The following is a 26904-nucleotide window of genomic DNA, read 5'->3' as shown; positions in this document are numbered from 1 at the left end:
CTCATGCTCGGTATCCTGCACGTCCTGGCAGTCGCGGTCGCGGGCTTGTTCGCGCTCATCGTGCCGGCGGTGCTGTTCGCGATTGCCGACGGCATGCGTGACCTTGCTCTGTCGATGCTGCTGGTCGGTGCGCTCGGCGTCTTTGCCGCCTTGATGGTTCTGGGCTCGATTTCCGGGTTCAAGCGTCCCCTGGGGCGGGCCTCGGGTTACCTCGCGCTCGTTGCCATGTGGGTGCTGGTGCCGATGGTCGCCGCGGTCTCTTTCAGGACGCTTGCCGGATTGAGCTGGATTGACGCGTGGTTCGAGGCGGTCTCGGCGCTCACAACCTCCGGGGCAACGCTTATTTCGCGGGAAACCGCGCCCCAGGCAATCCTGTTCTGGCGCGCCTCGATCGAATGGTATGGGGGGTTTTTAACCCTGCTGTCGATCATCCATGTGCTGGCCCCGGGCGGGTTTGGTGGCCTGCCGGCCGGTGACCGTCGTGTCATCACCGGCAATGCCAGCAACATGACCATTGATCTGGGCGATTTCCGTGAGGTGCTCGGCCAATACATCCTGATCACCTTCGTGATATTCGTCGGTTTGATGCTGGCGGGCGTGAGCGGACCTTATTCGGCGATGTTGTCGATGATCGTCATTGCCACCGGCGGCTTCCTTCCCTTCGAAGGTGCTCTTGAAAATCACGCGGGACCTATGGCCCAGCTCGTACTGACGATCGGGTTGATGATCGGCACGATCAGCGTTTTCTGGCGCCGGCGCCTGCTGCGGACGCCGGCACAGTTTTTCTCCGGAAATCCAGAGGTGATGGTCATCGTTATCGTCATTCTGGGTGTTGCCGTTCTCTATGCGGCGCGACTGTCGGCAGTCTCGGGCGGCGCCGAGTTGGGGCCGATCTTCGTTGAAAGCCTGCTTGCATCGACATCGCTGGTCGCGACAAGCGGCATCGAAAGCCGGCCGGGTGTGATCGCGTTGTGGCCCGATATCGTCGTGCTGATGATCATTCTGGTCGGCGGCGGCATCTACTCGACCACCGGCGGCTTCAAGGTCTACCGTGTGGCTGCGATGGCGGTTCATTCAGCCCGTGAGCTGAACCAGCTCATCTACCCCAGCAGCGTCACCAACCTGCATTTCGGTCGTCAGGTCATCAACGAAAACAGCATGCGGGCGATCTGGACCTATTTCTCGCTGTCGCTGCTCATCGTCGCCTTCAGCGCCATGGCGCTGACTTTCGAGGCGACGGATTTCGAGGGCGGTCTCACCATGGCCATCGCGTTCTTTTCCAACGCCGGTCCGGTCTATGAGGCCCTGATACCACCTGCCTATGTGACCGCACCCGAGAACCAGGTCTGGCCGCAGTTCCAGGCCCTGCCGGTATCGGCGAAGATATCGGCGGTGGTGATCATGACCCTTGGGCGGCTCGAGGTGATGATTGTCTTCGCAGTCCTCAATATCCGCTACTGGATGAGCAGGTAAGCAGGATTTCCGGTTGCATTGTGTTGCAAGACCACGAGTGCTTGCGGCCAATTCTCGTGTGTGCCGCACGCCAATCCGGCAACCTTTGCGAAACAGGAAAAAGCGAAAGCGATCTGTGCCCGCAAAAACAAGTGTTTACAAAACTGCACAACAATGGTCTTCTGTCGTCTGTTCGGACGAGCAAATTTCTGTCAGCGGCAAGACGATCATATCTGACTGTCAGAGGGAGTGGGAATGTTCGGGACTTGACGCTACGTAAGCCTTTTCGGCTGCGACGCGCCTTTTTTCGTTTGTGAAGAAGGCGTTTGCCATCAAGGACTAAACTGGTGCGGTAATGACCTGCGGAAGCAGGCAAGAAAAAGACGGATGAAAAGGCGCAATGGCGGAGCGTTCACAAAACCTGCAGGATCTTTTTCTCAACACGGTTCGGAAGCAGAAAATCTCCCTGACGATCTTCTTGATCAACGGGGTGAAATTGACCGGTGTGGTCACGTCTTTTGACAATTTCTGTGTCCTGTTGAGACGCGATGGCCATTCGCAGCTTGTCTACAAGCATGCGATCTCCACCATCATGCCGAGCCAGCCTGTGCAGATGTTTGAAAATGAGGACGCCGCAAACGGCGCCTGACAGGACAACCAAAATCGAAACTGTTGACAGCTCCGGTAATTTCATCGACGCGGACGGCAAGTCCGGCGTCACACGCGCCGTTGTACTCGTGCCGACGCTGCGCACGCGCAATGCTGCGCCCGGCAGCGGGCCTGACGGCACCAACGTGGTCAAGCGCCCCGACGCCAATCGCCGTGAAGAGGCGATTGGCCTCGCCGGCGCCATCGACCTGAAGGTTGCCGAAGCACTGATCGTGCCGATTTCCGATCCCCGGCCTTCGACGCTCTTTGGCAAGGGCAAGATGCTCGAGATCAAGGCGCTGATCGATCAGACCGGATCGCAACTGGTCATCGTCGATCACCCGCTCACTCCGGTTCAGCAACGCAATCTGGAAACCGAGTGGAAGGTCAAGGTGATTGACCGCACCGGTCTCATTCTCGAGATCTTCGGCCGCCGCGCCTCCACCAAGGAAGGCGTTCTGCAGGTTGAACTGGCGCATCTGAACTACCAGCGCGGACGTCTGGTGCGCAGCTGGACCCACCTTGAGCGCCAGCGCGGCGGCGGCGGCTTCATGGGTGGTCCGGGTGAAACCCAGATCGAGGCCGACCGGCGGCTCTTGCAGGAACGCATCATCAAGCTCGAACGCGAACTCGACCAGGTTCGCCGCACGCGGCAACTGCACCGCGCCAAGCGCAAGAAGGTGCCGCACCCGATCGTGGCGCTTGTCGGCTACACCAATGCCGGCAAGTCGACCCTGTTCAACCGGCTGACCGGCGCCGAGGTGCTGGCCGAGGACATGCTGTTCGCAACGCTTGATCCGACTTTGAGGCGGATGAAGCTGCCGCATGGAGCGACCGTGATCCTGTCCGACACCGTCGGATTCATTTCAAATCTTCCCACCCATCTGGTCGCGGCCTTCCGGGCAACGCTGGAAGAGGTGGTCGAGGCCGACCTGATCCTGCATGTGCGCGACATGTCCGATCCCGACCGCGCGTCACAGGCCGATGATGTCGAAGCGATCCTGAAAAGTCTCGGCGTCGGCGAGAACCAGCCCAAGCGGATGCTGGAAGTCTGGAACAAGGTCGACCTTCTGGAGGCTGACGCCGCCGAAGCGCTGAAGGCGCGGGCCCAGTCAGGCGCTGCAATCGTCGTCTCGGCCCTGAACGGCGAGGGCGTCGACGCACTTCTGTCGGAAATCGAGGCGCGGATTTCGGGCGAGTTGACCATGCGGACAGTGCGGCTCTCAGCCAGTCAGCTGCCGGTCATGTCCTGGATCTACCAGCACGGCCGGGTCAAGGACCGCCAGGACCACGAGGACGGCTCGGTCGAGATCACCGCCGAATTCACCATCTCCGACAGCAACGACCTGGACCGGCAACTGGGTCTGGGACCGAAGCCCGAGGCGGAAGGCTGGGAATAGTTAGGAGCCATATCCCTGTCAATTTTACCTGTCCCTCTTAATCCCATTCCACCGGTAGAGGGCCGAATTTATTCGTCAGAGAATCAATAGAAAGTTCAAATTGCCGACAATGTTTTTTGTACTCTTCCAAGTTCTTCGTTTCAACTTCTAGCTCAAAAACTAGATCTCCATCATCATCAACATATATACGGCATCCAAATAGTCCGGTCTTATTCAAAACGCCGCCGATTGCAGGAATGTGTTGTGCTTGGGTCCCTCCTCCAAAAATAATACAACTGAATGAGGTCATTCTTGGATGATTGTTTTTAGAGGTGCATGAGAACTTTGGGCCACGCCAACTGGTAAACATGAAGGAGCTAACAACCTTCTGACCTGTATCATTAAAGTAAGCATTATACTCACTAACATTGGTGAATGCGGATTTCAGGTAGTCTTCAATGTCATCAATGTGAGATTTCATTACAGATCCTTGTTGATGCAAATGATTGGATGAGAAACTTTAACCGTTCAGCTTTAATAAACGGCCGATTCGTCCGGCATAACCGATGTTGAGTATGGTTTAGTCGGTTTTCGATTCATTCATAAGGTTGTCTTTTTTCTCCAATACTCTTTTTTAATGCTCTGACTTCGCCGCCTGCCAAAGCGCTTCCATCTCGTTTAGCGTCGCCTCGCCGGGCGTTTTGCCCTGTCTGGCGAGTTCCGCCTCGACATGGGCAAAGCGGGTGCGGAACTTGGTGTTGGTGGTCCTGAGCGCGTGTTCGGGATCGCTCTTCAGGTGCCGGGCCAGGTTGGCGACGGCGAAGATCACGTCGCCGAGTTCGTCCGCCGCCTTTTCGCTGCGGCCGCTGGCGATCTCGGCGCGCAGTTCGGCGATTTCCTCCTCGATCTTGTCGAGCACCGGTCCGGCCGCGCCCCAGTCGAAGCCGACGCGTGAGGCCGCTTCCTGGAGCTTCAGCGCTTCCATCAGCGCGGGCAGGGCGCGCGGAACCCCTGTCAGCTGCCCCGGCGTCTCTGTCTCGGGCAATCCCCTGGCAGTGCGGCGTGCCTGGCGTTCGGCCTTTTCCGCGGCCTTGATCTCGGCCCATTGCGCCTTGACCTTGTCCGGCGTGTCGGCGTCCGAGCGATCGAACACATGCGGGTGACGCCTGATCATTTTCCGGGTGATCGCCTCGACCACGTCTTCGAACGAGAACAGCTCTTGCTCCTCGGCCATGCGGGTGTGAAACACCACCTGCAGCAGCAGATCGCCCAACTCGTCGCAAAGATCCTCGTAATCCTTGCGCTCGATCGCGTCGGCAACCTCGTAGGCCTCCTCGATTGTGTAGGGCTTGATCGAGTTGAAATCCTGCTTGATGTCCCACGGACAGCCGGTCTCGGGGTTCCGGAGTGCCGCCATGATCTCGATAAGACCGGAAATGTCGCGTGATGGTTTCATGCCCGAAGTCTAGCCGAGCAGGGTGATGACCGCGACTGTTCTGCCGCGGCCGGTTCCGTTGTCCACAGCTCAGTCACAAGCTGCTTGAGCCGCTCCATGCGGCAGGCAGCATGACGCAGCCTGCGGGTTCCCTGGAGTGCTGTTTCAATCTTTGGGGTCAGGCGCCCGGAAGCCCTGCCAGAACAGGGACATCTTCAAGGTCATGGTCCCATTCCGCCCGGCTGTCGCCGCAGATATGCGCGTTGGGGCGAATGTCGATCGGATCATCAAGGCTTCCGGCGGGAACGACCAGCAGGCCGGAGTCGGCATCGGCATAAGGCAGTGCGGAGCCGCAGTCCGTACAGAAGCTTTTTTGGTGTCGCGTATCGGGGAGACGGAAGGTCCTGATCAGGTCATGCCCGGACAGCCATTCCAGTGTTGCGGTTGTCGAGAACAGATTGGCCGCGTGGGCTGATCCGGTGTCCTTTCGGCAGCGCCGGCAGTGGCAGAGAAAGAAGCTCTCGAGCTTGCCGAGGATTTCAAAGCGGACGGCGCCGCACAGGCAGGAGCCGGAAATGGGTTTTGTCATGATGGTCGTATCCCGGATCGGAGATGATGTGGTTCTTCGATGGCGGATGACCGGCCCGAACTGCCGGGCCGGTTCAAAAGGCTCAGTTCAGTGGAATCGCGTTGTCATCCTTGCTCGCCTGGTAGGCTTGAGACAGCGCCGCATAGCGGCCGCGGATGCGGTTCGCCTGTTCGAGGAGCGGCTGCGCTTCGTCGTCGGGCAGGGTGGCGATGATGTCGAAGATGCCGCGGCCGCGCCAGAACGCGTTGTCGTGGTTGTAGCCGCCGGGCTCAAGCCCGAAGACTTCCTTGAGCATCTTGAGATCGTGCGGAATCGAAAAGCTGTCGCGTGAATCCTGGTGGCTGAAGAAATAGAAGAAATTGTCGAAGCCCGCCCAGGCGATCGCCGACATGCACATGGTGCAGGGCTCGTGGGTCGACAGGAAGATCATGTCCCTGGTGGATTCGGCTTTCGACACTGGCTGCTCGTAGAAGCACTTGAGCAGGTGAACCTCGCCGTGCCACAGCGGGTTCTCGGTCTCATTGTTGGTCTCGGCCATCACCAGCGAATGGTCGGACTTGCGCACAAGCGCGCCGCCGAACACCTTGTTGCCACCAGCCACGCCCTTTTCCGTCAGCGGCAGAATGTCGTGTTCCATTACATTGAGCAGCCTGCTCGCCAGGTCCGCGTTTTCCTTGATCTCCATATTGGGGGGTCCGTGTGTTTTGTCCGACCGCATGAGCTTTGAAGCGTCGCGGTTACGCTTTCTCCATAACCCGAATTAAGAGGTAAAAGAATATCAGTTCACCCCAAACGGCACATGTTTGTTCCTTCATTTGCTTCGTCGAATTCCTGAAAATGGCTTCAACTCAGGAGATTGACCTAAATGGCGACGCAATCGGCGCAACTGACCACATTCCCCGCCTTCATGCGGGTGGACGCGAGAAAGGTGGCGATCTTTGGCAACGGCGCCGAGGCCGCGGCCAAGGCGCGGCTGGTCGCCAATACCTCGGCTCATATCGCCGTCTATGCCGATTCCCCTGAAGCCGAACTCGTCGACAGCCTGGCCCGCCTCGGTATCGAGCCGGTGATGGCAGCCTATGCCCCCGCCCAGATGGACGATGCGACGCTTGTGTTTGCCGCCACCGGCGATGCGGTTCAGGACCGCGCCATCGTTGCCGAGGCCCGCGCGCGCCGGATCCCGGCCAACGCCGTGGACCAGCCGGAATACTGCGACTTCCTCACCCCGGCGCTGGTCAACCGCGCACCGGTAGCGATCGCCATCGGCACGGAAGGCGCAGGCCCCGTGCTGGCGCAGATGATCCGCGCCCGCGTCGACCAGATGCTCTCGCCCTCCCTCGGCGCGCTCGCCCGTCTTGCCCAGGACTACCGCATTGCCGTTGACCGGCTTCTGCCGCGCGGCGTGGCGCGCCGGGTGTTCTGGCGCCGCTTCTTCGAGGCGGATGTCGCCACCCACGTCGACAATGGCGACATTTCACTCGCCCGCCGCGCCGCCACCCGCATGTTGCGCGGCCGTGAACCGGTTCCCGGTCACATCTGGCTGGTCGGCGCCGGTCCCGGTGCGGAAGATCTGCTGACACTGCGGGCCCAGCGTGCGATGATGGAAGCCGACGCGATCGTCTACGATGCGCTGGTGCCGGAAACGGTCGTGGCGCTTGGCCGCCGCGACGCCGAGCGGATCTCGGTCGGCAAGCGCAAAGGCTGCCATTCCAAGAGCCAGGCCGACATCAACGAACTTCTGGTCAGGCTCGGTCGTGAGGGCAAGCGCGTGGTCCGGCTCAAGTCCGGCGATCCGCTGGTCTTCGGCCGCGCCGGCGAGGAAATGGCCGCCCTCAGGGACGCCGGCGTCTCCTTCGAGATCGTCCCGGGCATCACGTCCGCCCTTGCTGCTGCTGCCGATTTCGAACTGCCGCTCACTTTGCGCGGCGTCGCCTCGTCGCTGGTCTTTACCACCGGCCATGACCTGACCGGGGCGGCGCTACCGGACTGGGCGCGTCTCGCGGTGTCCGGCGCCACGCTCTGCGTCTACATGGGCCGGACGGTGGCAGCCAGCGTCGCCTCGCGCCTGATCGAGGCCGGGCTGCCCGCCGACATGACGGTGGCCATCGTCGAGAACGCGTCGCGCGGCAACCGCCGCCTGTTTCACGGCACGCTCGCCGACCTGCCGGCACTGGAGCATCGCAGCGAGCTTGCGGGACCGGTCATGGTCGTCATCGGCGATTCCGTCGCCGGCGCCAGTTTCGAGAATTCCATACCCATTGCCGCCGGCCAGCCGAACGCTGCGCCCGCCACAAGAACCCAAGCCGCCTGAGGAGGCCTCGATGAAAACCACACAGACCAAGACCAAGGTTCTCACCGCCAACCGCCTGACCGACGGGATCTCCGTCTGGCTTGGCGCCAGTGGCGAATGGACCACCTCGCTCAAGGACGCTTTCCTGGCGCGCCACGAGGATGCCGTCGCAGCCATTGAAGCGGCTGGCCAGACAGCGCTCGCCGACAACCGCGTGGTCGATGTCAACGTGATCGAGATCGAGGAAACCGAAAGCGGACCGCGGCCCTACCGGCTGCGCGAGCGCATCCGCGCCGATGGACCGACAATCGACTACGCGCCGGCCTCCGCCGCGCGGGTCTCGCAAGCCGCCTAAGGACCCAGCCCTATGTACCGTTACGATGAATTCGACCACGCCTTCGTGGAAGCGCGCGTCAACCAGTTCAGCGACCAGGTTGCGCGCAGGCTGTCGGGCGAGATCTCCGAGGATGCGTTCAAGCCGCTCCGGCTGATGAACGGGGTCTATCTCCAGCTTCATGCCTACATGCTGCGGGTCGCCATTCCCTACGGCACGCTCAACAGCCGGCAGATGCGCAAGCTCGCCCATATCGCCCGGACCTATGACCGCGGTTACGGCCATTTCACCACGCGGCAGAACATCCAGTACAACTGGCCGGCGCTCTCGGACATGCCGGCGATCCTGAAGGAACTGGCCGAGGTCGAGATGCACGCGATCCAGACCTCGGGCAACTGCATTCGCAATGTCACCGCCGATCATTTCGCAGGTGCGGCCGCCGACGAAATCGCCGATCCGCGCCCCTATGCCGAGATCCTGAGGCAATGGTCCTCGGTGCATCCGGAATTTTCCTTCCTGCCGCGCAAGTTCAAGATCGCGGTGACGGGATCGGAGCGCGACCGCGCGGCGATCCAGGTACACGATATCGGCCTGCAACTGAAAAAGAACGATCAGGGTGAACTCGGCTTCGCCGTCTGGATCGGCGGCGGCCAGGGGCGGACGCCTATCCTCGCCAAGAAAATCAGGGACTTCCTGCCCGAAGCCGATCTGTTGAGCTACACAACGGCAATCATGCGGGTCTACAATCTGCATGGCCGCCGCGACAACAAGTACAAGGCGCGAATCAAGATCCTGGTGCATGAAACCGGCGTCGAGCAATTGAGCGCGGAAATCGAGGCGGAATGGGCTCATCTCAAGGATGGCGAGCTGAAGCTGCCTGGCGCTGATATTGCCGCGATCAACGCCTATTTCGCGCCGCCGGCGCTCGCGCCGCGCGCCGAGGGCTGGGGCGAACTGGCCGCCTGGAAAAAGTCCGATCCCGGTTTTGCCGAGTGGGTCGGCCGCAACGTCGCTCCCCACCGGCATCCGGATTACGCCATGGTGACGATCTCCCTGAAGCCGATCGGCGGTATTCCGGGCGATGCGTCCGCCGACCAGATGGATGCGGTGGCGCGGCTGGCCGAGGAATTTGCCCATGACGAAATCCGCGTCACCCACGAGCAGAACCTGGTGCTGCCGCATGTCGCGCTGGCCGATCTCGAGCCGCTCTACCGGGCGCTGCTGACCGACGGCCTGGCGACGGCCAATGCAGGCCTGATCACCGACATCATAGCCTGCCCGGGGCTGGATTATTGCGCGCTGGCCAATGCCCGCTCGATCCCGGTGGCGCAGGAGATTTCCAACCGCTTCGGCGATCCCAAGCGGCAGGCCGAGATCGGTGATCTGAAGATCAAGATCTCGGGCTGCATCAATGCCTGCGGCCATCACCATGTCGGCCACATCGGCATTCTCGGTGTCGAGAAGAAGGGCGCGGAACTCTACCAGATCTCGCTTGGCGGCTCGGGCGACGAGCACGCCTCGATCGGCCAGATCACCGGCCGCGGCTTCGAGCCGGGCGAGCTCACCGATGCGATCGAGACCATCGTCGACACCTATCTCGCCAACCGAACTGGTGCTGCCGAGACCTTTATCGAATGCTACCGCCGTATCGGCGCCGGTCCCTTCAAGGCCGCGCTTTACAACAGCGAATCCGAAGCCGCCTGACAGAGGCGCGGAGAACAGACATGACTGTCATTTGGACACAAAACGGGATCGTCGAAAACGATCCCTGGGTTTCGGACGTAACCGGAGCGGATGCCCCAAAGTTGCTGCCATTGGCCGAGGCGCTCGAACATTCTCAGGACAATGCGCCCTTCGGCGTGGTGCTGCAGCCCGCCGACGATGCGCGGGCTCTGGCGCCGATCCTCGAGAGCGTCGCCATCGTCGCGCTGACCTTCCCGGCGTTCAGCGACGGGCGCGGCTTTTCGCAGGCCATGCTGCTGAGACAGCGGCTCGGCTACACCGGAGAACTGCGCGCGGTCGGCACGGTGCTGCTCGACCAGGTGCCGCTGATGCTTCGGACCGGCTTTGACAGTTTCGAGGTCCATCATGCCCCGACCATCGAGCGGCTGGTCGAAAAGCGTCTGCCGGGCATTGACCTGCACTACCAGCCCGCAGCGGACAAGACCGATGCGGGGACCGGCTACAGCTGGCGCCGCACCGCTATCTTGAACGGCTGATCCGGGGAGACTTCAGCATGCAGATCCACGTCACCGACCAGAGCGGAACCCGCCACACGCTTGAGGCGCTTGAGGGCTTCCGCGTCATGGAAATCATCCGGGACTGGGGGCTCAACATCAAGGCCGAGTGCGGCGGCGCCTGCGCCTGTGCCACCTGCCATGTCCACGTTGCCGCAGACTGGATCGATCAGTTGCACCCGATCGAGGCGGAGGAAGAGGACATGCTCGACCAGGCTTTTGACGTGCGCGACAATTCGCGGCTGTCCTGCCAGTTGCTGATGAGCGCTGAGCTCGACGGGCTTGAGGTGACGCTGGCGCCGGGCACCGAGGACGGCGACCGCGCTGCCGCCTGAATATTGCCTTTCGGAAGCCGCGTATTCCCGACATGGAAGCGTCGCTTGATGAGCTTGCGCCAGGCATGCTCGCCATGCGAATCTTGTTTTCATGATCGACAAACTCGAATTCTTCATCGTTTTGGCGCGGGAGCGGCACTTCGGCCGCGCCGCGGAGGAATGCGGTGTGACCCAGCCGACGCTGTCGGCGTCTCTCAAACAGCTTGAGGATCAGCTTGGCGTCACGCTTGTGCAGCGCGGTTCGCGTTTCCAGGGGCTGACACCCGAGGGTCAACGGGTGCTTGAATGGGCCCGTCGCATCGTCGGTGATGCTCGTACCATGCGTGAAGAGATGAAGGCCGCCCGCAAGGGGCTGTCCGGTCACGCCCGCATCGCGGTCATTCCGACAGCCACCCACATGGTCACCGAACTGACGGTGGCCTTTACCGAAAAACACCCCGCCGTCACCCTGTCTGTGACGTCCTGCACCAGTTACCAGGTGCTCTCGCGGCTGGAGAACTTCGAAATCGACGTCGGCATCAGCTATCTGGAGAACGAGCCAACGGGCCGTGTGGCAACCGTGCCGCTTTATGCCGAACGATATCAATTGATTACATCGGAAGGCCAGCAATATTCTGACCGCGAGGCTGTGACCTGGGCTGAGGTCGCGACGCTGCCGCTCTGCCTGCTCACGCCGGATATGCAGAACCGGCGGATCATCAACCAGCACCTCACCGAGGCGGGCGCGACGGCCAAACCGACGCTGGAATCCAACTCGATGATTGTCTTGTTCTCGCATATTCGCACGGGCAGATGGGCTTCCATCATGCCGGTCAATCTGGCCAAAACGCTGGGGTTTGACGGCGACATCAAGTCAATTCCGATCGTCGAGCCTGACGCCCACCACATCGTCGGCATGATCGCAGCACCACGCGAGCCGCATACGCCGATCGTCTCCGCCTTGCTTCATGAAGCAAGGATGTTCGCAAAATCCCTGTCGCCTTGATAGAAGTTTTCTATCGCACAACGAATATGATCCCTTGATTCAAGCACTTGTTACCGGCCTAGTGACCCTGCTGTCATGCCGTCGGAGGGATTTGGGATGGAATCACGCAGTGCAGACACCGATATTGTCTCGCGAACGGAGGCCATTGTCGGGCGGTTGAAGCCGCTCGAGGGGCCGTTGCTGCCCATTCTGCATGATGTTCAGCGCGAGTTCGGCTACGTCCCGCAGGCGTCACTGCCGGTGATTGCAAACGGTTTGAACCTGTCCCGGGCCGAAGTTCACGGCGTTGTCAGCTTCTATCACGACTATCGCGAGGCCCCGGCGGGCCGGCATGTCATCAAGCTCTGCCGGGCGGAGGCCTGCCAGTCGATGGGCGGGGATGAGCTGGCCGAACGGCTTCTCGGGCTTTTGGGCCTTGGTTGGCACGAGACCAGCGCCAACAGCAAGGTCACCATTGAACCTGTCTATTGCCTGGGGCTGTGCGCCTGCGCGCCGGCGGCGATGGTCGATGGCGAAGTGATCGGGCGGCTGGATGCCGCCATGGTCGACGAACTGGCGAAGGCGGTGCAGGCATGAGCGTGAAGATCTACATCCCCGGCGATTCCGGCGCGGTGGCGCTTGGGGCCGACAGGCTGGCGATGCGGATGGCGGAAGCGCTCAAGGCGCGTGACCTCGACGCCGAGATCGTCCGCAACGGTTCGCGCGGCCTCTACTGGCTCGAGCCGATGGTCGAGGTCGAGACGGATAAGGGCAGGGTGGCCTACGGTCCGGTCAAAGCCTCCGATGTCGACAGCCTCATTGAAGCCGGCCTGCTCGAGGGTGGCGATCACCCGCTCTCCCTCGGCGCGCCGGAAGAGCTTCCGTTTCTCAAGCGTCAGACACGGCTTACATTTGCGCGCTGCGGTATCACCGATCCGCTTTCGCTCAAGGATTACCGGGATCATGGCGGACTGACCGGATTGACCACTGCGGTCGCCATGGCGCCCGAGGCAATCGTTGCCCAAGTGACGGAGTCGGGCCTGCGCGGCCGCGGCGGCGCCGGCTTTCCGACCGGCATCAAGTGGAAGACGGTGCTGGAGGCCGAAGGCGAACAGAAATACATCGTCTGCAATGCCGACGAGGGCGATTCCGGCACCTTCGCCGACCGCATGATCATGGAGGGCGATCCCTTCGTGCTGATCGAGGGCATGGTGATCGCCAGCATCGCAACCCGCGCCACCAAAGGCTATGTCTATTTGCGCTCGGAATATCCGCACGCTATAAGCATGATGAACCGGGCGGTCGAGATTGCCCGAGAGGCCGGAATTCTCGGCAAAGCGGTGCTGGGTTCAAATCATGCCTTCGACATCGAAATCCGCGTCGGCGCGGGCGCCTATGTCTGCGGCGAGGAGACGGCGCTGCTCGAAAGCCTGGAAGGCCGCCGCGGCGTGGTTCGCGCCAAGCCGCCGTTGCCGGCGCACAAGGGGTTCCTCGGCCGTCCGACCGTCGTCAACAACGTGATTTCGCTCGCCTCCGTGCCTGTGATCATGGACAAGGGCGCTGATTTCTATCGCGATTTCGGCATGGGCCGGTCGCGCGGCACCATTCCGGTCCAGATTGCCGGCAACGTCAAGCATGGTGGCCTGTTCGAGGCCGCCTTCGGCATGACGCTGGGCGAGCTGGTCGATGACATCGCCGGTGGCACCGCCACCGGACGTCCGGTCAAGGCTGTGCAGGTCGGCGGACCGCTGGGTGCTTACTTCCCGCGCGAACTGTTCGACACGCCGTTCGACTACGAGGCCTTTGCCGGCAAGGACGGGCTGATCGGTCATGCCGGCATCGTCGTGTTCGATGACACCGCCGACATGCTCAAGCAGGCGCGCTTCGCCTTCGAATTCTGTGCCGTGGAAAGCTGCGGCAAGTGCACGCCCTGCCGTATCGGCTCCACCCGCGGCGTCGAGGTCGCCGACAAGATCCGTGCTGGGATCGAGCCCGAAAGCCAGATCACATTGATGACAGATCTGTGCAACACGATGAAGTTCGGGTCGCTCTGCGCGCTGGGCGGCTTTACGCCGTACCCGGTTATGAGCGCGCTCACGCATTTTCCCGATGATTTTCGTCCTGCCCAGATATCCCAGGCCGCGGAGTGAACAAGATGACGCTGATCCAGGAAATTGACTACGGTACCCCGGCATCGAAGGCTGAAAAGACCGTCCGGCTCGTCATCGACGGCAACACGATCGAAGTGCCCGAAGGCACCTCGGTGATGCGCGCCTCGATGGAGGCCGGCATCCAGGTGCCGAAACTCTGCGCCACCGACATGGTCGACGCCTTCGGCTCCTGCCGGCTTTGCCTGGTCGAGATCGAGGGCCGCAACGGCACGCCGGCCTCCTGCACCACGCCGGTCAGCGAAGGCATGGTGGTCCATACCCAGACGGGGCGGCTGAAAGACATCCGCCGCGGCGTGATGGAACTTTATATCTCCGACCATCCGCTCGATTGCCTGACCTGCGCCGCCAATGGCGATTGCGAATTGCAGGACATGGCCGGCGCCGTCGGTCTGCGCGACGTCCGCTACGGCTATGAGGGCGACAACCATGTCAAGGCGCGGCAGAACGGCGAGGCCAATCCGCGCTACATGGCCAAGGACGAGAGCAATCCGTATTTCACCTATGATCCGTCCAAATGCATCGTCTGTTCGCGTTGCGTACGGGCCTGCGAGGAAGTGCAGGGGACATTCGCGCTCACCATCGAGGGCAGGGGCTTTGAAAGCCGGGTCTCGCCCGGCATGCACGAGAGCTTTATGAATTCCGAGTGCGTCTCCTGCGGCGCCTGCGTGCAGGCCTGCCCGACAGCGACGCTCACGGAAAAATCGGTGATCGAGATCGGCCAGCCGGAACATTCGGTGGTCACCACCTGCGCCTATTGCGGCGTCGGCTGCTCGTTCAAGGCGGAGATGCGCGGCGAGGAAGTCGTCCGCATGGTGCCGTGGAAAGACGGCAAGGCCAATCGCGGCCATTCCTGTGTCAAGGGCCGCTTCGCCTGGGGCTATGCCACCCACCAGGACCGCATCTTGAACCCGATGGTGCGCGAGAAGATCACAGATCCCTGGCGCGAAGTCAGCTGGGACGAAGCCTTCGCCCATGTCGCCAAGGAATTCCGCCGGCTGCAGTTCCAGTACGGCAAGGGCTCGATCGGCGGCATCACCTCGTCGCGCTGCACCAACGAGGAGACCTTCCTAGTGCAGAAGCTGGTGCGTGCCGGCTTCGGCAACAACAATGTCGACACCTGCGCCCGCGTCTGCCATTCGCCCACCGGCTATGGCCTCGGCAAGGCCTTCGGCACCTCGGCCGGTACCCAGGATTTCGATTCCGTCGAGCACACCGATGTGGTCATTCTGATCGGTGCCAATCCGACCGACGGCCACCCGGTGTTTGCTTCGCGGCTGAAGAAGCGGCTCAGGGCCGGCGCGAAACTCATCGTCATCGATCCGCGCCGCATCGACCTGGTGCGCTCGGCCCATGTCGAGGCCAGCCATCATCTGCCCTTGCGGCCCGGCACCAACGTCGCCGTGCTCACCGCACTCGCCCATGTGATCGTCACCGAGGGCCTGTTTGACGAGGCCTTCATTCGCGAGCGCTGCGACTGGTCGGAATTCGAGGACTGGGCGAGCTTCGTCGCCGATCCGGCCCATTCGCCGGAAGCCACCGAGGTCTACACCGGCGTGCCGGCCGAGGAACTGCGCGGCGCGGCACGGCTCTATGCCCGCGGCGGCAACGGCGCGATCTATTACGGTCTTGGCGTGACCGAGCACAGCCAGGGCTCGACCACGGTGATGGCGATCGCCAACCTGGCGATGGCCACCGGCAATATCGGCCGTCCCGGCGTCGGTGTGAATCCGCTTCGCGGCCAGAACAACGTGCAGGGCGCCTGCGACATGGGCTCGTTCCCGCACGAACTGCCCGGCTACCGGCATATTTCCGGCACCGAAGTCCGCGACGTGTTCGAAAAACTCTGGGGTGTCGAGCTCAACCCCGAGCCGGGCCTTCGGATTCCCAACATGCTCGATGCGGCTGTCGACGGCACCTTCCGCGGCATCTACATTCAGGGCGAGGACATCCTGCAGTCCGATCCCGATACCAAGCACGTCAAGGCGGGGCTCGAGGCGATGGAATGCGTCGTCGTCCACGACCTGTTCCTGAACGAAACCGCCAACTACGCCCATGTTTTCCTGCCCGGCTCGACCTTCCTTGAGAAGGACGGAACCTTCACCAATGCCGAGCGCCGCATCAACCGGGTGCGCAGGGTGATGAGCCCGAAGAACGGGCTTGCCGACTGGGAAGTCACGCTGAAGCTGGCGCAGGCTATGGGGCTTGACTGGAGCTATGCTCATCCCTCTGAAATCATGGATGAAATCGCCGCCACCACGCCGAGCTTCGCCAGCGTCACCTATCAGATGCTGGAAGAGAAGGGCTCGGTGCAGTGGCCCTGCAACGAGGCCAAGCCCGACGGCACCCCGGTCATGCATCTCGATGGCTTCGTGCGCGGCAAGGGCAAGTTCATCCGCACCGAATATGTGGCGACCGACGAGCGCACCGGCCCGCGTTTCCCGCTGCTTCTGACCACCGGCCGGATCCTGAGCCAGTACAATGTCGGCGCGCAGACACGGCGCACCGAGAACGTTGCCTGGCACGGCGAGGACCGGCTCGAGATCCATCCGCATGACGCCGAACAGCGCGGCATCCACCAGGATGACTGGGTCAAGCTCGCCAGCCGCTCCGGCGAGACGGCGCTGCGCGCCACCATCACTGAACGCGTGGCGCCCGGCGTGGTCTACACCACCTTCCACCATCCCGGCACCCAGGCCAATGTGATCACCACCGATTTCACCGACTGGGCCACCAACTGCCCGGAATACAAGGTGACCGCGGTGCAGGTGTCGCCATCCAACGGTCCGACGGCCTGGCAGCAGGATTACGAGGCGCAGGCGACACGGTCGCGCCGGATTGCCACAGAGGACGCGCTTGAGCCCGCCGAGTAGGGCGGGGTCAGGCATCCGGGAGGAACCGACATGGCGAAAGCCATCTCCAGCACGGCGGTCGCGCCCCGCATTGCGGTCAGGGCAGGGGTTGCCACGCCAGGATCCCGGACCTTGCCCGAGGAGGTGCCCGTCGCGCTGTCCTTTGGCGGCACCACACAGGCGGTGATGATGGCGACGCCGGATGATCTGGAAGATTTCGGCATCGGTTTTGCGTTGTCGGAAGCCATCATCCGCGCGCCCGGGGATATCGTATCTATGGATATCGTCGAGGCGGACCAGGGCTTCGACATTCAGATGCAGCTGGCCGAAGGGCTGCAGACTGCCTTTTCCGCCCGCCGCCGCAAGATGGCCGGACCGGTCGGCTGCGGCCTGTGCGGCATTGAATCGATAGAGGAAGCGCTGAGATCCCTGCCGGATCGCAAGGCCGTGGAACTGGCTTTTAGCGGCGACGACATCCGCGAGGCCGTCCGGTCGCTGTCGATGCACCAGAAGCTTCGCGCCGAAACCGGCGCGGTGCATGCGGCGGGGTTCTATCAGCAAGGCAAGGGCATGGTGTGCGTGCGCGAGGATGTCGGCCGCCACAATGCGCTCGACAAGCTGATCGGCGCCGTTGCGCGCTCCGGCGCAAGCGCGTCTGACGGCGCGATCGTGATCACTAGCCGTGTCTCGGTCGATATGGTGCAGAAAGCGGTGATCGCCGGTACGGGCCTGCTGATCGCGGTCTCCGCACCCACCGCGCTTGCTGTGCGGACCGCCGAAGCCTCGGGCCTGACGCTGGTCGGCATCGCCCGCGGCGCGGATTTCGAGATTTTCACCCGGCCAGATCGCATAACAACAAGCCGGATAGACCAAGGAGTTGAAAGCGATGTCGCCTGACAAACTGCGCTACCAGGCCAACCAGATCGCCACCTTCTTCGCCTCGCAGCCCGAGGCCGAGCAGATCGAAGGCGTCGCCGACCACATCAACAAGTTCTGGGACCCGCGCATGCGCACGCAGCTGTTCGAGATCGCCGATCAGAGCGCCGAGGGCTTCAAGCCGATGGTGGTGGCGGCGCTGGAGAAGATCCGGCGGCCGGAGTTGGCGAAGGGCTCACAATAGGCAACTGCCAGCAGTCGGTATGCCGGGGCACCTGATTTCGCCCAAAGGGGCGAAAAGGTTAATGCGGGGTAAGCAGCCAGACGCTTTCCCAAGCGGGAATTCCCTTCATACCGTCCCTCAGTTTTTGGCGCACCATTTCGCTGATTCCGTAGACGCCAGAGTAGCGTCGGCGTACCTCGTCCTGTGTGATCGAAAAAGGCGGACCGCTTTGCAGGCGCTGGTCATATTCAAAACAGACGAGAAGTTGTGGCGCGGCGCCGGTCAGGTCAACGAGATGTGTGGCATAGCTTGCCCGCATCTCCTCGGGCAGGGCCACCAGCGCCGCGCGGTCGAAAACGGCGTCAACAGGTCCGAGCATCTCAGGGGTCAGGGCAAAGATGTCGCCTACGAAAATCTCGATGTCTATTGCGCTGTAACGCTTGAGCGCGCCCATGTCCGAGATCGTGGGCTCCACGCCTAGCTCTTCAAACAATTGCCGGATTGCCAACTCGCTAAGTTCCGCGCCAACCACCTGGTGGCCGCGCGACAGAATCCAGCCGATGTCGCGGGTCTTGCCGCATAGCGGCACGAACACGCGCCCGCCATCGGGAACCGCGAGGGCGGGGAAATGCGCCACCAGAAGCCTGTTCGGCTCCCCTTCGTGAAAGCCGATGCGGCCGCTTTCCCAGCGGTCGTGCCAGAAGCTGTGGTCCATGCCTGTCCTTTCAGAAAAACACCCGCCACAACACCGGCAGCAGGATCGCCGTCGCCAAGGCATTGAGCCCCATGGCGAGCCCGGAGAAGGCGCCTGCGAGTTCATTGACCTGCAGGGCGCGGGCCGTGCCGATGCCGTGGCTGGCAGTGCCCAATGCCAGGCCACGGGCGCGCCAGTCCCGGATCCGGAGAAGATTGAGCACCAGCGGTCCGATCACAGCGCCGAGGATGCCGGTCAGGATCACCAGCACCGCAGTCAGCGACGGCAGGCCGCCCAGTTGCTCGGTGATGCCCATGGCCACGGGCGCGGTTACTGATTTCGGCGCGAGAGCCAGCAGCGTCTCGCGGCTGGCGCCAAGCGACCAGCCAAGCCCGACGGCGGTGCCAATGGCGGTTAGCGAGCCGCAAAGAATGCTCGTGACCAGCGCCAGCGCCGAACGCTTGACCCGGTCGAACTGCCGGTAGAGCGGGATCGCCAGCGCCACGGTGGCGGGCCCGAGCAAAAAGTGCACGAACTGCGCGCCCTCGAAATAGGCCGGGTAGGGCGTCTCAGTCAGCGTCAGGATAGCAACCAGCAGGATCACCGCCGTCATCACAGGGTTGAGAAACGGCTTGTGACCGGAGCGCTGGTAGAGCCAGCTGGCAGCCTGGAAGGCGGCCAGTGTCAGCGTCAGGAACAGAAGCGGGCTGGCGCTGAGATAGACCCAGACTTCAGTGAAATCAGTCATCGGCTTTCGTCGCCTCCGGGCTCAGGGAGTTGCGTGCAAGCCAGCTCATCAACAGCGCGGTCACGGCGATGGTGGCCACGGTGGAGCCGATCAGCGCCACGGCGATCGGCAGCAGATCCTGGCCGAGCAGTCCCAGATGCGCCATCACCCCGACACCTGCGGGCACAAACAGAAGCGAGAGGTTTTTCAAGAGCGCATCGCCCAGAGCGCCAACCGTCTCGGGCACCGAGCCGCGAATGACCAGCAACGCAAACAACAGCGCCATGCCCGCCACCGGCCCGGGAAGCGGCAGGCCGAAAAACCGGGTGACGAGCTCGCCGATCAGCTGGCAGGTCAGGATGAGGGTGAGGGCTGACAGCATGGGCGGACACCTGTGAGGCGAGGGGGGCTTGTCTTGCGATACTGCCAGATTCCCTGGCGGCGCCCCAACCGTTTTATCTGAACACGCCCACCCCGGCCGCCAGCACGGCATAGCGTCCGACCTTGCCGATCGAGACCAGGATCACAAACCGCCACAGCGGTTCGCGCATGATGCCTGCCACCAACGTCAGTGGATCGCCGATGATCGGCACCCAGGCCAGAAGCAGAGACCAGTAGCCGAAGCGCTGATACCGCGCCTGGGCGCGTTCCAGCTGCGCCTGGCTTGCGGGGAACCATTGCCTCGTCCGGAACCGCTCGATGCCGCGGCCGATCAGCCAGTTGAGGACGGAGCCCAATATGTTGCCCAGACTCGCCACCGCGACAAGGGCCGCGACCGGCTGGCCGCCGGCCAGGATCAGCCCGGTGAGAACGCTTTCCGACTGCGCCGGAACAAGCGTGGCGGCGAGGAAGGCGGCAAGAAACAGGCTGCCATAGGCGGCAAGATCGGTCATGCGGGCGGACCTCTGTCGGACGGCGCGGCGATTGCGCGCCCATCCTGCCTACAGGCCCCGGCCGACGATGGAAACACCGGTCAGGACCATGGCCCCAGGTTTTATCCCGGCATGCGCTCAAAGGCGGGCAGGGCGGGGTCGATCCTGTCCCAGGATTGGGCGCGGATAGCGTAAGTCAGTGCTTGCGGAACAAACAGGCCGGGATCGTCCAGGCTGGCGGCCGTAACCGTAAACAGCTCCGGCATGGCGACGAAGATGAGATGGACCGGCGTTGCGCAATTGGGCCAGAAGGCGTGGATCTTGTCGTTGTCTGCGGTCACGCGCCATGTCGAGGCCTCACCTTTCACACGTCACTGTGACTTCGGAACAGTGCGCGAAGCTCAGGTAGGATCCGCGTCCGGTTCAGCCGGCAAACCGCAGACAAGGCCGTTTGACTCATCTGCGTTTTATTTCAACAACATAACGGACAAATGGCTGTCGGATGACCCGCTATTGCATAGCATGCTATGGTATATTGAATAGCATGCTATTTGATGCTAGAAGACATCATGAACTTCGACAGAACACGTGCGGCCGGCGTTCTCGCCGCTGAACTGGCCAGGCTCTACGGCGCCGAACTGCAGCGCCGCCTGGTGCCGCTAGGGCTGTCGGCGGCGCAATTCCTGGTGCTGAGCGAGTTGTGGGCCGAGGACGGCCAGACCCAGCGTCAACTGACCGCACGGCTTGGCGTGGAGCAGGCGACCATGGCCAACACGCTTGCGCGCATGGAGCGCGACCGGCTCATTGAGCGGATGCCGCATCCCGACGACCGGCGCGCGCAGATCGTGGCGCTGAGCGATGCGGCGCGGACGCTTCGGGCCGAAGCCGTCGACGCTGCCGCCGAGGTCAACCAGTCAGTGCTCGAGGGGCTGCCTGCTGCCGAGCGGGAGCTGTTCCTGAGCATGCTGGGGCGCATCGTGAATGCGATGCGCGCGCCTGGAGCAAATCCGCAGACATAATGCCTGTTCAGGCCTCAACGAGGGTTTCACCGATCCCTCAAACCGGATAGGCACGCCAGGCGCACGTTGGCGCTTGAGAGTCATCGCGCCACAACGATACCGAGGTCAGCCGGGAGGCATTTTCATGGACAATATGCGCGGCATCATTCTGATGGTGCTCGGAATGGCAGGTTTCGCCGCCGAGGACATGTTCATCAAGCTTGCCGCGTCGGGGCTGCCGGTGGGGCAGATCCTTGCTGTCCTGGGCTTTGTCGGCGCCCTGATCTTCGCCGTCTATGCACGGCTGAATGGGACGAGCGTGATGTCCCGAGGCTTCTTTCATCCTGCGGTGCTGCTCAGAAACCTGAGCGAGATCGTCGGCGGTCTCTGCTTCGTCACCGCCCTGACGCTGATCCCGCTGGCGATGTTGACCACGATCCTGCAGGCGACGCCGCTCCTGGTGACCATGGGCGCGGCACTTGTGCTGGGCGAAGCGGTCGGCTGGCGGCGGTGGACGGCGATCCTGATCGGTTTCTGCGGAGTCCTTCTGGTGATCCGTCCTGGCTTCGAAGGGTTCGAGCCCGCAGCCCTGTGGGGCGTGCTGGCCGTCATCGGGCTGGCGGTGCGGGACCTGGCAAGCCGGAAGGTGCCGAAATCCATCTCCTCGCTACAGTTGTCGGCCTGGGGCTTTTTCGCAGTGGGCGTCTCGGGCGCCGCGCTTCTGGCATTTACCGGCGGCGCCGAAGTTCCGAGCCCGCGCGAGGCAGGCTATCTCACCGGCGCGGTCGTCGTCGGCGTCGGCGCCTACTGGGCGTTGACCGAAGCGACGCGTATCGGCGAGATCGGGGTGGTCACGCCGTTCCGCTATTCGCGGCTGGTCTTCTCCACCTTCATCGGCATGCTTGTCTTTGCCGAATTCCCCGATGGCTACACGCTTGTGGGTGCTGGCATCATCATCGCGACCGGTATTTACACGATCCTGCGTGAACGCAAGCGCAAGCGGCAGGAGGCGGCTGAATTGCGCGCCGCCTCGGCTGCGGGCAGCCTGCTTTAGAGCCGGTCAGCTCCGGACGATTTTGATGGGTTGGTTCTGGTCGAACTCCTCGTCTTCGTCAGGCTTGGACATCTTTTCCGCGTCAGCGTCGTCAAAATCGTCGCGTGATGCACTGCATCGCGCTTGTGATCTTTCCTCGCTGATACGTAAGATCCTCCATCAAATCGCTTCCAGCTAAGATGATCGGCTCTTGGGGCAGCGCGCTCCGTGGGCTATTGCCCGTAGCGGGCTTGCAGATGAGCGATGAAGTAAGCCGGGTTGAGGTCTTCACCGGTGGCCTGGCGCAGGATATCGGGCGTTGAGGCCGTCGAGGCCTTTGACCAGATATTGTCGCGCCGCCATTCATTCACCTGGCTGAAGTCACCTTCGGCAATCTGGCGTTCGACCTCGGGATTGATCCTGGCGATTGCCGCCCATTGCTGTGCCGCCATCAGCGCACCCAGCGTGTAGGACGGGAAGTAGCCGAACGAACCCGACGGCCAGTGCACATCCTGCATTGGCCCGTTCTTCGGATCATCGAGGGTGGAAATGCCGAGCGACGCCTGCATTTTGGCGTCCCAGGCTTCGGGAAGTTCCTTGACCTCCAGGGTGCCGGCGAGCAACTCCTGTTCGATTTCGTAGCGCAGGATCACATGCAGCGGGTAGGTGACTTCGTCGGCATCGACCCGGATCTTGCCGCGCTTGATCAGATGCACATGCGGCAGAAGGTCCTCCATCGTCCAGTTCTCCTGAAGATGGGTGTCGACCAGGGGCAGGGCGAAGTTCCAGAAGGCGGGATTGCGGCCAATCTGCTTTTCGACGAACAGGCTCTGGCTTTCATGGATCGACATGCCGCGCGCCTTGCCCGACGGCCAGTGCGCCCAGTCCTTTGGCAGGTTCTGCTCGTAGAGCCCGTGTCCGGTCTCGTGCAGGATGCCCATCAGGGCTGACAGGAATTCATCGGTGCGGTAGCGGGTTGTCATCCGCACATCGCTCGGCACGCCGCCACAGAACGGGTGGTCGGAGATCGACAGGCTGCCGTGGTTCATGTCGAATCCGACCGCCTTCATCATCTCGATGCCTAGCGCTTTCTGACGCTCGACCGGATAATCCCCTGAAAGCGCCTTCAACGGCCGCTTTGCCAGCCGTTCTTCCTGGGCTGCCAGGGCTGCTGGCAGGAAGTCGACGAGAAACGCTTTCAGCTCAGTGAAGACCGGCGTGATCTGCGCCGTGCGGTTGCCCGGATCGAACTGCTCCATCAGCGCGTCATAGGGGGCGAGCCCGAGCACCTCGGCGCGCATCGCCGCTTCCTCGCGCATCATCGACACCACACCTTCAAGCGCAGGCGCGAAGGCCTGCCAGTCTCCGTTGGGGCGCGCCGACCGCCACAATTGCTCCGACCGCATGCTGGTGCGCATCTTGCGCTCGACAAAGTCTGAGGGCAGGCAGGTCATGTTGATGTAGCTGCGTTCCAGTTCGCCAAGCGCTATTTTCTGTTGCGGCTCCAGCACTTCCGTCTTTGCAGTCTCTATCCAGTCGCGCACGTGGCCGTCGGTCGCCTGCCGGTGATACATCCCCGACAGCGTTGCCATTGCTTCGGCGCGCTCTTCGCCGCCGCCGGGCGCCATGTTGGTTGCTTCATCGGTGCCGAGAATGGAAAGCGCGTGCTCCAGTGCACCCAGGGCACGGCAATGGGCGTCGAGCTTGGCGTAGGACATGTCGGGACTCCGGTGTGTGGGAATACTCTAGGAGATAGGCCAAGCATACAGCGGCCGCAAGCGCAAAGCTGGCTTAGGCGGATCCTGACCGGAGGACGGGGTGCATCCGGCAGCAGCAAGGCAGCTGTGCAACCGCGGCCCTGTTGTCAAACTGCAAAATACAAAATGTATAAATCCGAAGAGCCGACAGGTTCGAGCAAGGCTGCGTATGGATTGTTGGAATCATTTGTTAGGAGCTTTTCATGAATATCGAAGGCGTCAGCCATTCGAATATTCGGACTCTCAATCGTACGGGATCGGTCAAGGACTCCGTACCGACGATCCATGCCTATGCCATTCAGTCCTATCAGGAACTCGGACCGGTCGATGGCGTGGACGCCACGGGCACTTATGATACCTTCGGCAAGGTTTCGCCAACCGCCGCCACATTCTCCGTCGCGCCGCCAAACGGCTACGAGATCTACATGCCGGTTCGTGCTGGCTATTCCTCGAACAACCTTGCCATTGCCATCACCGATCCCTCCGCAGAGCCGTTTTCGTCCGGCAAGACCAAATCCGAGGTGGTTGATGCGGCCCGCAAGGCCATCGATTCGAAACTCGCCAGGCTGAACGAGAGCGAACAACCGTTCCGGCCGAAAACCAACGAAGGTGTCGACTGGTACACCGTCTTCGGGGACCTCGACCGGCGTGCATTGAGCGCCATACGGACCGATGAGTCGGGGTTCTTCCTGAGCGTTGAAAAGGAAATCGCGCGAACCATCATGACCCAGCAGCAATCGCTGGCCATGGGCATGTATCACGGACCCAAGCGGCTGGCGGGAACATACGCAGATATGGAAGACCTCGACCCGTCCAATCACATGGCCGTGGGGAAGGCGGGTGCACTCTGGCTGGACCGGGTCAGCCAAGAAGAAAAGACCACGTCTTCCGACTGGATGGAGCAGCGTGCGGCGGCACAGTACCTCTACGAGAATGCCGCCAGGCAGACCGGTGCCAGTCCCGAAGACCTGTCTTCGGGATTTGGCTTCGTGGACATGCTGCTGCAGGCCTACAGCGAACTTGAGCAACTCGGTGACGGATACGAACTGAATTATCTGCCGGCTTACCAGAAGGCGTGGCAGATGTTCGTTGATCAGGTGCCGACGGAACAGACAGCATCCACGACGCTGTTTTTCTGAGCTTGCATCTGGACGGTCGAGCCCATGAACAAAGATCGCATAAGATGGATTATGGAACTTACGGGTGTGGACCCGTTGGTATTGATGACGTGTGTTAGCTCAGCAAAATCAAAAACATCTTTGCATTTTCTCGTGTTCTTATCCATTTCCATTCTTCGTGGCTGTGCCAGCAGGATACATGTTGCAAGTGTGTCTTCCGACAGAATCTGATCTAGTCGTTCCGGGTTGGAGCCCGCCAAGGCTGCGGGATGTATGGAGTGAGGACGGCATGCTTGAAGGATTGCGGATCATTGAAATTGAAGGACTGGGTCCGGCACCGTTCGCGGCAATGCTGCTGGCCGATCTGGGCGCCGATGTCATCGTGGTTCATCGCAAGAATGGCCCTCCGGCGCCCGGCATGCCGGAACGCTCGCTGATCGACCGTGGCAAGCGTTCGATCGAACTCGATCTGAAGTCGGCCGATGATACAGCGGTCTTGAAATCGCTTGTACGGAAATCCGAAGCGCTGATCGAGGGTTTCCGGCCCGGCGTGATGGAACGGCTCGGGCTCGGTCCAGACGATCTGTCCCAGGTCAATCCGGACCTTGTCTACGGCCGCATGACCGGCTGGGGCCAGACCGGGCCGCGGGCGCAGACGGCCGGACACGATCTCAATTATGTCTCGCTGTCCGGCGCTGCCTGGTACGCCAGCAACCAGGGTGAACCGCCTTTCACGCCGCCAACGCTTGTCGGCGACATTGGCGGCGGCGCGCTCTATCTGGTGACCGGTGTCCTTTCGGGTGTCATGGCGGCGCGCGCCGGCCGCGGCGGCACCGTGGTCGACGCGGCAATAGTCGACGGGTCGGCCCACATGATGAACCTCCTGATGGCGCTGGCCCAGACCGGTGGCCTGTCGATGACGCGTGGCCGCAGCCTGCTCGACGGTCCACACTGGAGCCGCTGCTATGCCTGCGCCGATGGCGGCTATATCTCGGTGCAATGCCTGGAACCCAAGTTCTACGCCGAGTTCCTCGCACGTCTCGATCTTGCGGAAGATGCTGATTTCAAGCCGCAATTTGATGCCACGCAATGGCCCAGGCAGACGGCGCTGCTGGCCGGCATCTTCGCCAGGCATCCGCGGGCGCATTGGGAGCAGGTGTTCGCCGGATCGGATGCCTGCGTGGCCCCTGCCCTTGATCCACGGCAATCCATGTCCGAGCCACACATGGCGGCGCGCGGCGTCTGGCAAACCATCGACGGCGTGTTGCAGGCCGCTGCCGCACCGCGGTTTTCAACCGAGCCGTCATCCGGCCCGCATGCCATCCCGGCACGCGGTGAGCATTCGCAATCCATCCTGGACTGGCTGGAAAATGGCGCCGATGAGTAGCGCCTCTAACGCGATCTACGACGCCGCCCGCACGTCAATCAGTTCGGCCCCGATGGCCGACGCCAGCGCCTTGGGGTCAACGCTGAAGACACTGTCGGGCCTTCCGGCCGCCGCCCAGACCAGGTCATGATCGAGCAGTGTCCTGTCCATATAGACCGCAATCGCGTTCAGATGCCCGATCGGTGCCACGCCGCCGATGGCGAAGCCGGTCTCGTCACGCACCCGGCGCACCTCGCAGCGCGTGAAGGAAAGATTGTAATGTTCTGATATATAATCCATATCGGCATTGTGAACGCCCGAAACCAGCATCAAATTGAGCTCTCCGGAGCTCGTGTTCTCGAAAACCAGCGACTTGACGATCTGGCTGACATCGCATCCGGCAGCGACTGCGGCTTCCTCGGCCGTGCGCGTCGACTGCGTCATTTTCAGGATCCGGATCTCAAGGCCTGCGTCTTTCGCGGCCCGCGCCACACGCGCCATGCTCGAGCCCTCGGCAATCAGGTCCGGCGTCATTTCAATTGCAGTTTCGCTCATGC

General features: G+C 62.2%; 29 protein-coding genes. 18 read left to right on the top strand and 11 right to left on the bottom strand.

The genetic code is table 11. The features are described from left to right. The first annotated feature begins 3 nt into the window (after positions 1-3). From GTW23_RS09160 to hflX, 3 genes are all read left to right on the top strand, one after another. Complete coding sequence (locus GTW23_RS09160; protein ID WP_152008830.1) at positions 4-1473, top strand: potassium transporter TrkG; 1470 nt, start codon at positions 4-6, stop codon at positions 1471-1473. Between the two features lie 379 nt (positions 1474-1852). Continuing rightward, positions 1853-2101: an RNA chaperone Hfq gene (hfq, locus tag GTW23_RS09155; RefSeq protein ID WP_152008829.1), complete on the top strand. Its 249-nt coding sequence runs from the start codon at positions 1853-1855 to the stop codon at positions 2099-2101. After that, complete coding sequence (gene hflX, locus GTW23_RS09150; RefSeq protein ID WP_252915473.1) at positions 2076-3500, top strand: GTPase HflX; 1425 nt, start codon at positions 2076-2078, stop codon at positions 3498-3500. The genes hfq and hflX overlap by 26 nt, the downstream gene beginning before the upstream one ends. Before the next feature lie 37 nt (positions 3501-3537). On the opposite strand, the gene GTW23_RS09145 is transcribed toward hflX, so the two are convergent. The 4 genes from GTW23_RS09145 to GTW23_RS09130 all read right to left on the bottom strand — a co-directional run bounded on the left by GTW23_RS09145 (position 3538) and on the right by GTW23_RS09130 (position 6188). Continuing rightward, positions 3538-3960: a hypothetical protein gene (locus GTW23_RS09145; protein ID WP_252915472.1), complete on the bottom strand. Its 423-nt coding sequence runs from the start codon at positions 3958-3960 to the stop codon at positions 3538-3540. A gap of 153 nt (positions 3961-4113) precedes the next feature. Then, positions 4114-4935: a nucleoside triphosphate pyrophosphohydrolase gene (mazG, locus tag GTW23_RS09140; RefSeq protein WP_252915471.1), complete on the bottom strand. Its 822-nt coding sequence runs from the start codon at positions 4933-4935 to the stop codon at positions 4114-4116. Positions 4936-5092: 157 nt separating this feature from the next. Further along, a complete protein-coding gene (locus GTW23_RS09135) occupies positions 5093-5503 on the bottom strand; it encodes a GFA family protein (RefSeq protein ID WP_252915470.1) in 411 nt (136 codons plus the stop codon). Positions 5504-5585: 82 nt separating this feature from the next. After that, complete coding sequence (locus tag GTW23_RS09130; RefSeq protein WP_252915469.1) at positions 5586-6188, bottom strand: nucleoside deaminase; 603 nt, start codon at positions 6186-6188, stop codon at positions 5586-5588. Positions 6189-6368: 180 nt separating this feature from the next. On the opposite strand from GTW23_RS09130, the gene cysG reads away from it, so the two are divergent. The 11 genes from cysG to GTW23_RS09075 all read left to right on the top strand — a co-directional run bounded on the left by cysG (position 6369) and on the right by GTW23_RS09075 (position 17803). After that, a complete protein-coding gene (cysG, locus tag GTW23_RS09125; RefSeq protein ID WP_252915468.1) occupies positions 6369-7814 on the top strand; it encodes a siroheme synthase CysG in 1446 nt (481 codons plus the stop codon). Between the two features lie 10 nt (positions 7815-7824). Continuing rightward, positions 7825-8148: a DUF2849 domain-containing protein gene (locus GTW23_RS09120; protein WP_152008825.1), complete on the top strand. Its 324-nt coding sequence runs from the start codon at positions 7825-7827 to the stop codon at positions 8146-8148. Between the two features lie 12 nt (positions 8149-8160). Beyond that, positions 8161-9831, top strand: a complete 1671-nt coding sequence (locus GTW23_RS09115) for a nitrite/sulfite reductase (protein ID WP_252915467.1) — start codon at positions 8161-8163, stop codon at positions 9829-9831. Between the two features lie 20 nt (positions 9832-9851). Beyond that, complete coding sequence (locus GTW23_RS09110) at positions 9852-10346, top strand: DUF934 domain-containing protein (RefSeq protein WP_252915466.1); 495 nt, start codon at positions 9852-9854, stop codon at positions 10344-10346. Positions 10347-10363: 17 nt separating this feature from the next. Further along, a complete protein-coding gene (locus GTW23_RS09105) occupies positions 10364-10699 on the top strand; it encodes a 2Fe-2S iron-sulfur cluster-binding protein (protein WP_252915465.1) in 336 nt (111 codons plus the stop codon). Positions 10700-10790: 91 nt separating this feature from the next. Then, the gene (locus GTW23_RS09100) at positions 10791-11684 is read left to right on the top strand and encodes a LysR family transcriptional regulator (protein WP_252915464.1); all 894 of its coding nucleotides are present in this window, start codon (positions 10791-10793) and stop codon (positions 11682-11684) included. Positions 11685-11780: 96 nt separating this feature from the next. Continuing rightward, complete coding sequence (locus GTW23_RS09095; RefSeq protein ID WP_252915463.1) at positions 11781-12260, top strand: formate dehydrogenase subunit gamma; 480 nt, start codon at positions 11781-11783, stop codon at positions 12258-12260. Further along, positions 12257-13813, top strand: coding sequence for a formate dehydrogenase beta subunit (locus tag GTW23_RS09090; protein WP_252915462.1), 1557 nt, complete (start codon positions 12257-12259; stop codon positions 13811-13813). Before GTW23_RS09095 ends, GTW23_RS09090 begins: the two co-directional genes overlap by 4 nt. 5 nt (positions 13814-13818) lie before the next feature. Beyond that, positions 13819-16704, top strand: coding sequence for a formate dehydrogenase subunit alpha (gene fdhF, locus GTW23_RS09085; RefSeq protein WP_252915461.1), 2886 nt, complete (start codon positions 13819-13821; stop codon positions 16702-16704). Positions 16705-16734: 30 nt separating this feature from the next. Beyond that, complete coding sequence (fdhD, locus tag GTW23_RS09080; RefSeq protein WP_252915460.1) at positions 16735-17580, top strand: formate dehydrogenase accessory sulfurtransferase FdhD; 846 nt, start codon at positions 16735-16737, stop codon at positions 17578-17580. Then, entirely contained in the window at positions 17570-17803 is a 234-nt protein-coding gene (locus tag GTW23_RS09075; RefSeq protein WP_252915459.1) for a formate dehydrogenase subunit delta, read from the top strand. Before fdhD ends, GTW23_RS09075 begins: the two co-directional genes overlap by 11 nt. Before the next feature lie 58 nt (positions 17804-17861). Here the strand turns inward: GTW23_RS09075 and tmpT are convergent, their stop codons facing one another. From tmpT to GTW23_RS09050, 5 genes are all read right to left on the bottom strand, one after another. Continuing rightward, entirely contained in the window at positions 17862-18497 is a 636-nt protein-coding gene (gene tmpT / locus GTW23_RS09070; protein WP_252915458.1) for a thiopurine S-methyltransferase, read from the bottom strand. Positions 18498-18507: 10 nt separating this feature from the next. After that, positions 18508-19224 (bottom strand): LrgB family protein, encoded by a 717-nt coding sequence (locus GTW23_RS09065; RefSeq protein WP_252915457.1) that lies wholly within the window; start codon positions 19222-19224, stop codon positions 18508-18510. After that, on the bottom strand, positions 19217-19585 hold the full coding sequence (locus GTW23_RS09060) for a CidA/LrgA family protein (protein WP_152008813.1): 369 nt from the start codon (positions 19583-19585) through the stop codon (positions 19217-19219). Before GTW23_RS09060 ends, GTW23_RS09065 begins: the two co-directional genes overlap by 8 nt. A gap of 73 nt (positions 19586-19658) precedes the next feature. Continuing rightward, complete coding sequence (locus tag GTW23_RS09055) at positions 19659-20096, bottom strand: YqaA family protein (RefSeq protein ID WP_252915456.1); 438 nt, start codon at positions 20094-20096, stop codon at positions 19659-19661. A gap of 101 nt (positions 20097-20197) precedes the next feature. Then, entirely contained in the window at positions 20198-20416 is a 219-nt protein-coding gene (locus tag GTW23_RS09050) for a GFA family protein (RefSeq protein WP_252915455.1), read from the bottom strand. Between the two features lie 228 nt (positions 20417-20644). On the opposite strand from GTW23_RS09050, the gene GTW23_RS09045 reads away from it, so the two are divergent. After that, complete coding sequence (locus GTW23_RS09045) at positions 20645-21094, top strand: MarR family winged helix-turn-helix transcriptional regulator (protein WP_252915454.1); 450 nt, start codon at positions 20645-20647, stop codon at positions 21092-21094. 124 nt (positions 21095-21218) lie between these two features. Beyond that, positions 21219-22127 (top strand): DMT family transporter, encoded by a 909-nt coding sequence (locus tag GTW23_RS09040; protein ID WP_252915453.1) that lies wholly within the window; start codon positions 21219-21221, stop codon positions 22125-22127. Positions 22128-22339: 212 nt separating this feature from the next. Here GTW23_RS09040 and GTW23_RS09035 read toward each other — a convergent pair whose 3' ends face one another. Beyond that, positions 22340-23824 carry a carboxypeptidase M32 gene (locus GTW23_RS09035; RefSeq protein WP_252915452.1) on the bottom strand — a complete coding sequence of 495 codons (1485 nt, stop codon included), beginning with the start codon at positions 23822-23824 and terminating at the stop codon, positions 22340-22342. 242 nt (positions 23825-24066) lie between these two features. Here GTW23_RS09035 and GTW23_RS09030 point away from each other — a divergent pair, with 242 nt between their 5' ends. Together GTW23_RS09030 and GTW23_RS09025 are read left to right on the top strand one after the other, a co-directional pair. Further along, the gene (locus GTW23_RS09030) at positions 24067-25002 is read left to right on the top strand and encodes a hypothetical protein (protein WP_252915451.1); all 936 of its coding nucleotides are present in this window, start codon (positions 24067-24069) and stop codon (positions 25000-25002) included. 268 nt (positions 25003-25270) lie between these two features. Then, entirely contained in the window at positions 25271-26368 is a 1098-nt protein-coding gene (locus GTW23_RS09025; protein WP_252915450.1) for a CaiB/BaiF CoA transferase family protein, read from the top strand. 15 nt (positions 26369-26383) lie between these two features. Here GTW23_RS09025 and GTW23_RS09020 read toward each other — a convergent pair whose 3' ends face one another. Then, positions 26384-26902, bottom strand: coding sequence for a YbaK/EbsC family protein (locus GTW23_RS09020; RefSeq protein WP_252915449.1), 519 nt, complete (start codon positions 26900-26902; stop codon positions 26384-26386). Positions 26903-26904: the final 2 nt, after the last annotated feature.

It is taken from the genome of Parahoeflea alexandrii (assembly GCF_024105735.1).
Lineage (GTDB): Bacteria > Pseudomonadota > Alphaproteobacteria > Rhizobiales > Rhizobiaceae > Hoeflea > Hoeflea alexandrii.
Note: the sequence above shows the minus strand (reverse complement) of the source record. Positions and strands in the feature narration are given on the sequence as shown.

What these genes read in the sequence shown, in the direction of transcription:
- GTW23_RS09160 (WP_152008830.1), top strand. Translation starts at nt 4, where the DNA reads ATGCTCGGTATCCTGCACGTCCTGGCAGTCGCGGTCGCGGGCTTGTTC.
- hfq (WP_152008829.1), top strand. Translation starts at nt 1,853, where the DNA reads ATGGCGGAGCGTTCACAAAACCTGCAGGATCTTTTTCTCAACACGGTT.
- hflX (WP_252915473.1), top strand. Translation starts at nt 2,076, where the DNA reads ATGAGGACGCCGCAAACGGCGCCTGACAGGACAACCAAAATCGAAACT.
- GTW23_RS09145 (WP_252915472.1), bottom strand. Translation starts at nt 3,960, where the DNA reads ATGAAATCTCACATTGATGACATTGAAGACTACCTGAAATCCGCATTC.
- mazG (WP_252915471.1), bottom strand. Translation starts at nt 4,935, where the DNA reads ATGAAACCATCACGCGACATTTCCGGTCTTATCGAGATCATGGCGGCA.
- GTW23_RS09135 (WP_252915470.1), bottom strand. Translation starts at nt 5,503, where the DNA reads ATGACAAAACCCATTTCCGGCTCCTGCCTGTGCGGCGCCGTCCGCTTT.
- GTW23_RS09130 (WP_252915469.1), bottom strand. Translation starts at nt 6,188, where the DNA reads ATGGAGATCAAGGAAAACGCGGACCTGGCGAGCAGGCTGCTCAATGTA.
- cysG (WP_252915468.1), top strand. Translation starts at nt 6,369, where the DNA reads ATGGCGACGCAATCGGCGCAACTGACCACATTCCCCGCCTTCATGCGG.
- GTW23_RS09120 (WP_152008825.1), top strand. Translation starts at nt 7,825, where the DNA reads ATGAAAACCACACAGACCAAGACCAAGGTTCTCACCGCCAACCGCCTG.
- GTW23_RS09115 (WP_252915467.1), top strand. Translation starts at nt 8,161, where the DNA reads ATGTACCGTTACGATGAATTCGACCACGCCTTCGTGGAAGCGCGCGTC.
- GTW23_RS09110 (WP_252915466.1), top strand. Translation starts at nt 9,852, where the DNA reads ATGACTGTCATTTGGACACAAAACGGGATCGTCGAAAACGATCCCTGG.
- GTW23_RS09105 (WP_252915465.1), top strand. Translation starts at nt 10,364, where the DNA reads ATGCAGATCCACGTCACCGACCAGAGCGGAACCCGCCACACGCTTGAG.
- GTW23_RS09100 (WP_252915464.1), top strand. Translation starts at nt 10,791, where the DNA reads ATGATCGACAAACTCGAATTCTTCATCGTTTTGGCGCGGGAGCGGCAC.
- GTW23_RS09095 (WP_252915463.1), top strand. Translation starts at nt 11,781, where the DNA reads ATGGAATCACGCAGTGCAGACACCGATATTGTCTCGCGAACGGAGGCC.
- GTW23_RS09090 (WP_252915462.1), top strand. Translation starts at nt 12,257, where the DNA reads ATGAGCGTGAAGATCTACATCCCCGGCGATTCCGGCGCGGTGGCGCTT.
- fdhF (WP_252915461.1), top strand. Translation starts at nt 13,819, where the DNA reads ATGACGCTGATCCAGGAAATTGACTACGGTACCCCGGCATCGAAGGCT.
- fdhD (WP_252915460.1), top strand. Translation starts at nt 16,735, where the DNA reads ATGGCGAAAGCCATCTCCAGCACGGCGGTCGCGCCCCGCATTGCGGTC.
- GTW23_RS09075 (WP_252915459.1), top strand. Translation starts at nt 17,570, where the DNA reads ATGTCGCCTGACAAACTGCGCTACCAGGCCAACCAGATCGCCACCTTC.
- tmpT (WP_252915458.1), bottom strand. Translation starts at nt 18,497, where the DNA reads ATGGACCACAGCTTCTGGCACGACCGCTGGGAAAGCGGCCGCATCGGC.
- GTW23_RS09065 (WP_252915457.1), bottom strand. Translation starts at nt 19,224, where the DNA reads ATGACTGATTTCACTGAAGTCTGGGTCTATCTCAGCGCCAGCCCGCTT.
- GTW23_RS09060 (WP_152008813.1), bottom strand. Translation starts at nt 19,585, where the DNA reads ATGCTGTCAGCCCTCACCCTCATCCTGACCTGCCAGCTGATCGGCGAG.
- GTW23_RS09055 (WP_252915456.1), bottom strand. Translation starts at nt 20,096, where the DNA reads ATGACCGATCTTGCCGCCTATGGCAGCCTGTTTCTTGCCGCCTTCCTC.
- GTW23_RS09045 (WP_252915454.1), top strand. Translation starts at nt 20,645, where the DNA reads ATGAACTTCGACAGAACACGTGCGGCCGGCGTTCTCGCCGCTGAACTG.
- GTW23_RS09040 (WP_252915453.1), top strand. Translation starts at nt 21,219, where the DNA reads ATGGACAATATGCGCGGCATCATTCTGATGGTGCTCGGAATGGCAGGT.
- GTW23_RS09035 (WP_252915452.1), bottom strand. Translation starts at nt 23,824, where the DNA reads ATGTCCTACGCCAAGCTCGACGCCCATTGCCGTGCCCTGGGTGCACTG.
- GTW23_RS09030 (WP_252915451.1), top strand. Translation starts at nt 24,067, where the DNA reads ATGAATATCGAAGGCGTCAGCCATTCGAATATTCGGACTCTCAATCGT.
- GTW23_RS09025 (WP_252915450.1), top strand. Translation starts at nt 25,271, where the DNA reads ATGCTTGAAGGATTGCGGATCATTGAAATTGAAGGACTGGGTCCGGCA.
- GTW23_RS09020 (WP_252915449.1), bottom strand. Translation starts at nt 26,902, where the DNA reads ATGAGCGAAACTGCAATTGAAATGACGCCGGACCTGATTGCCGAGGGC.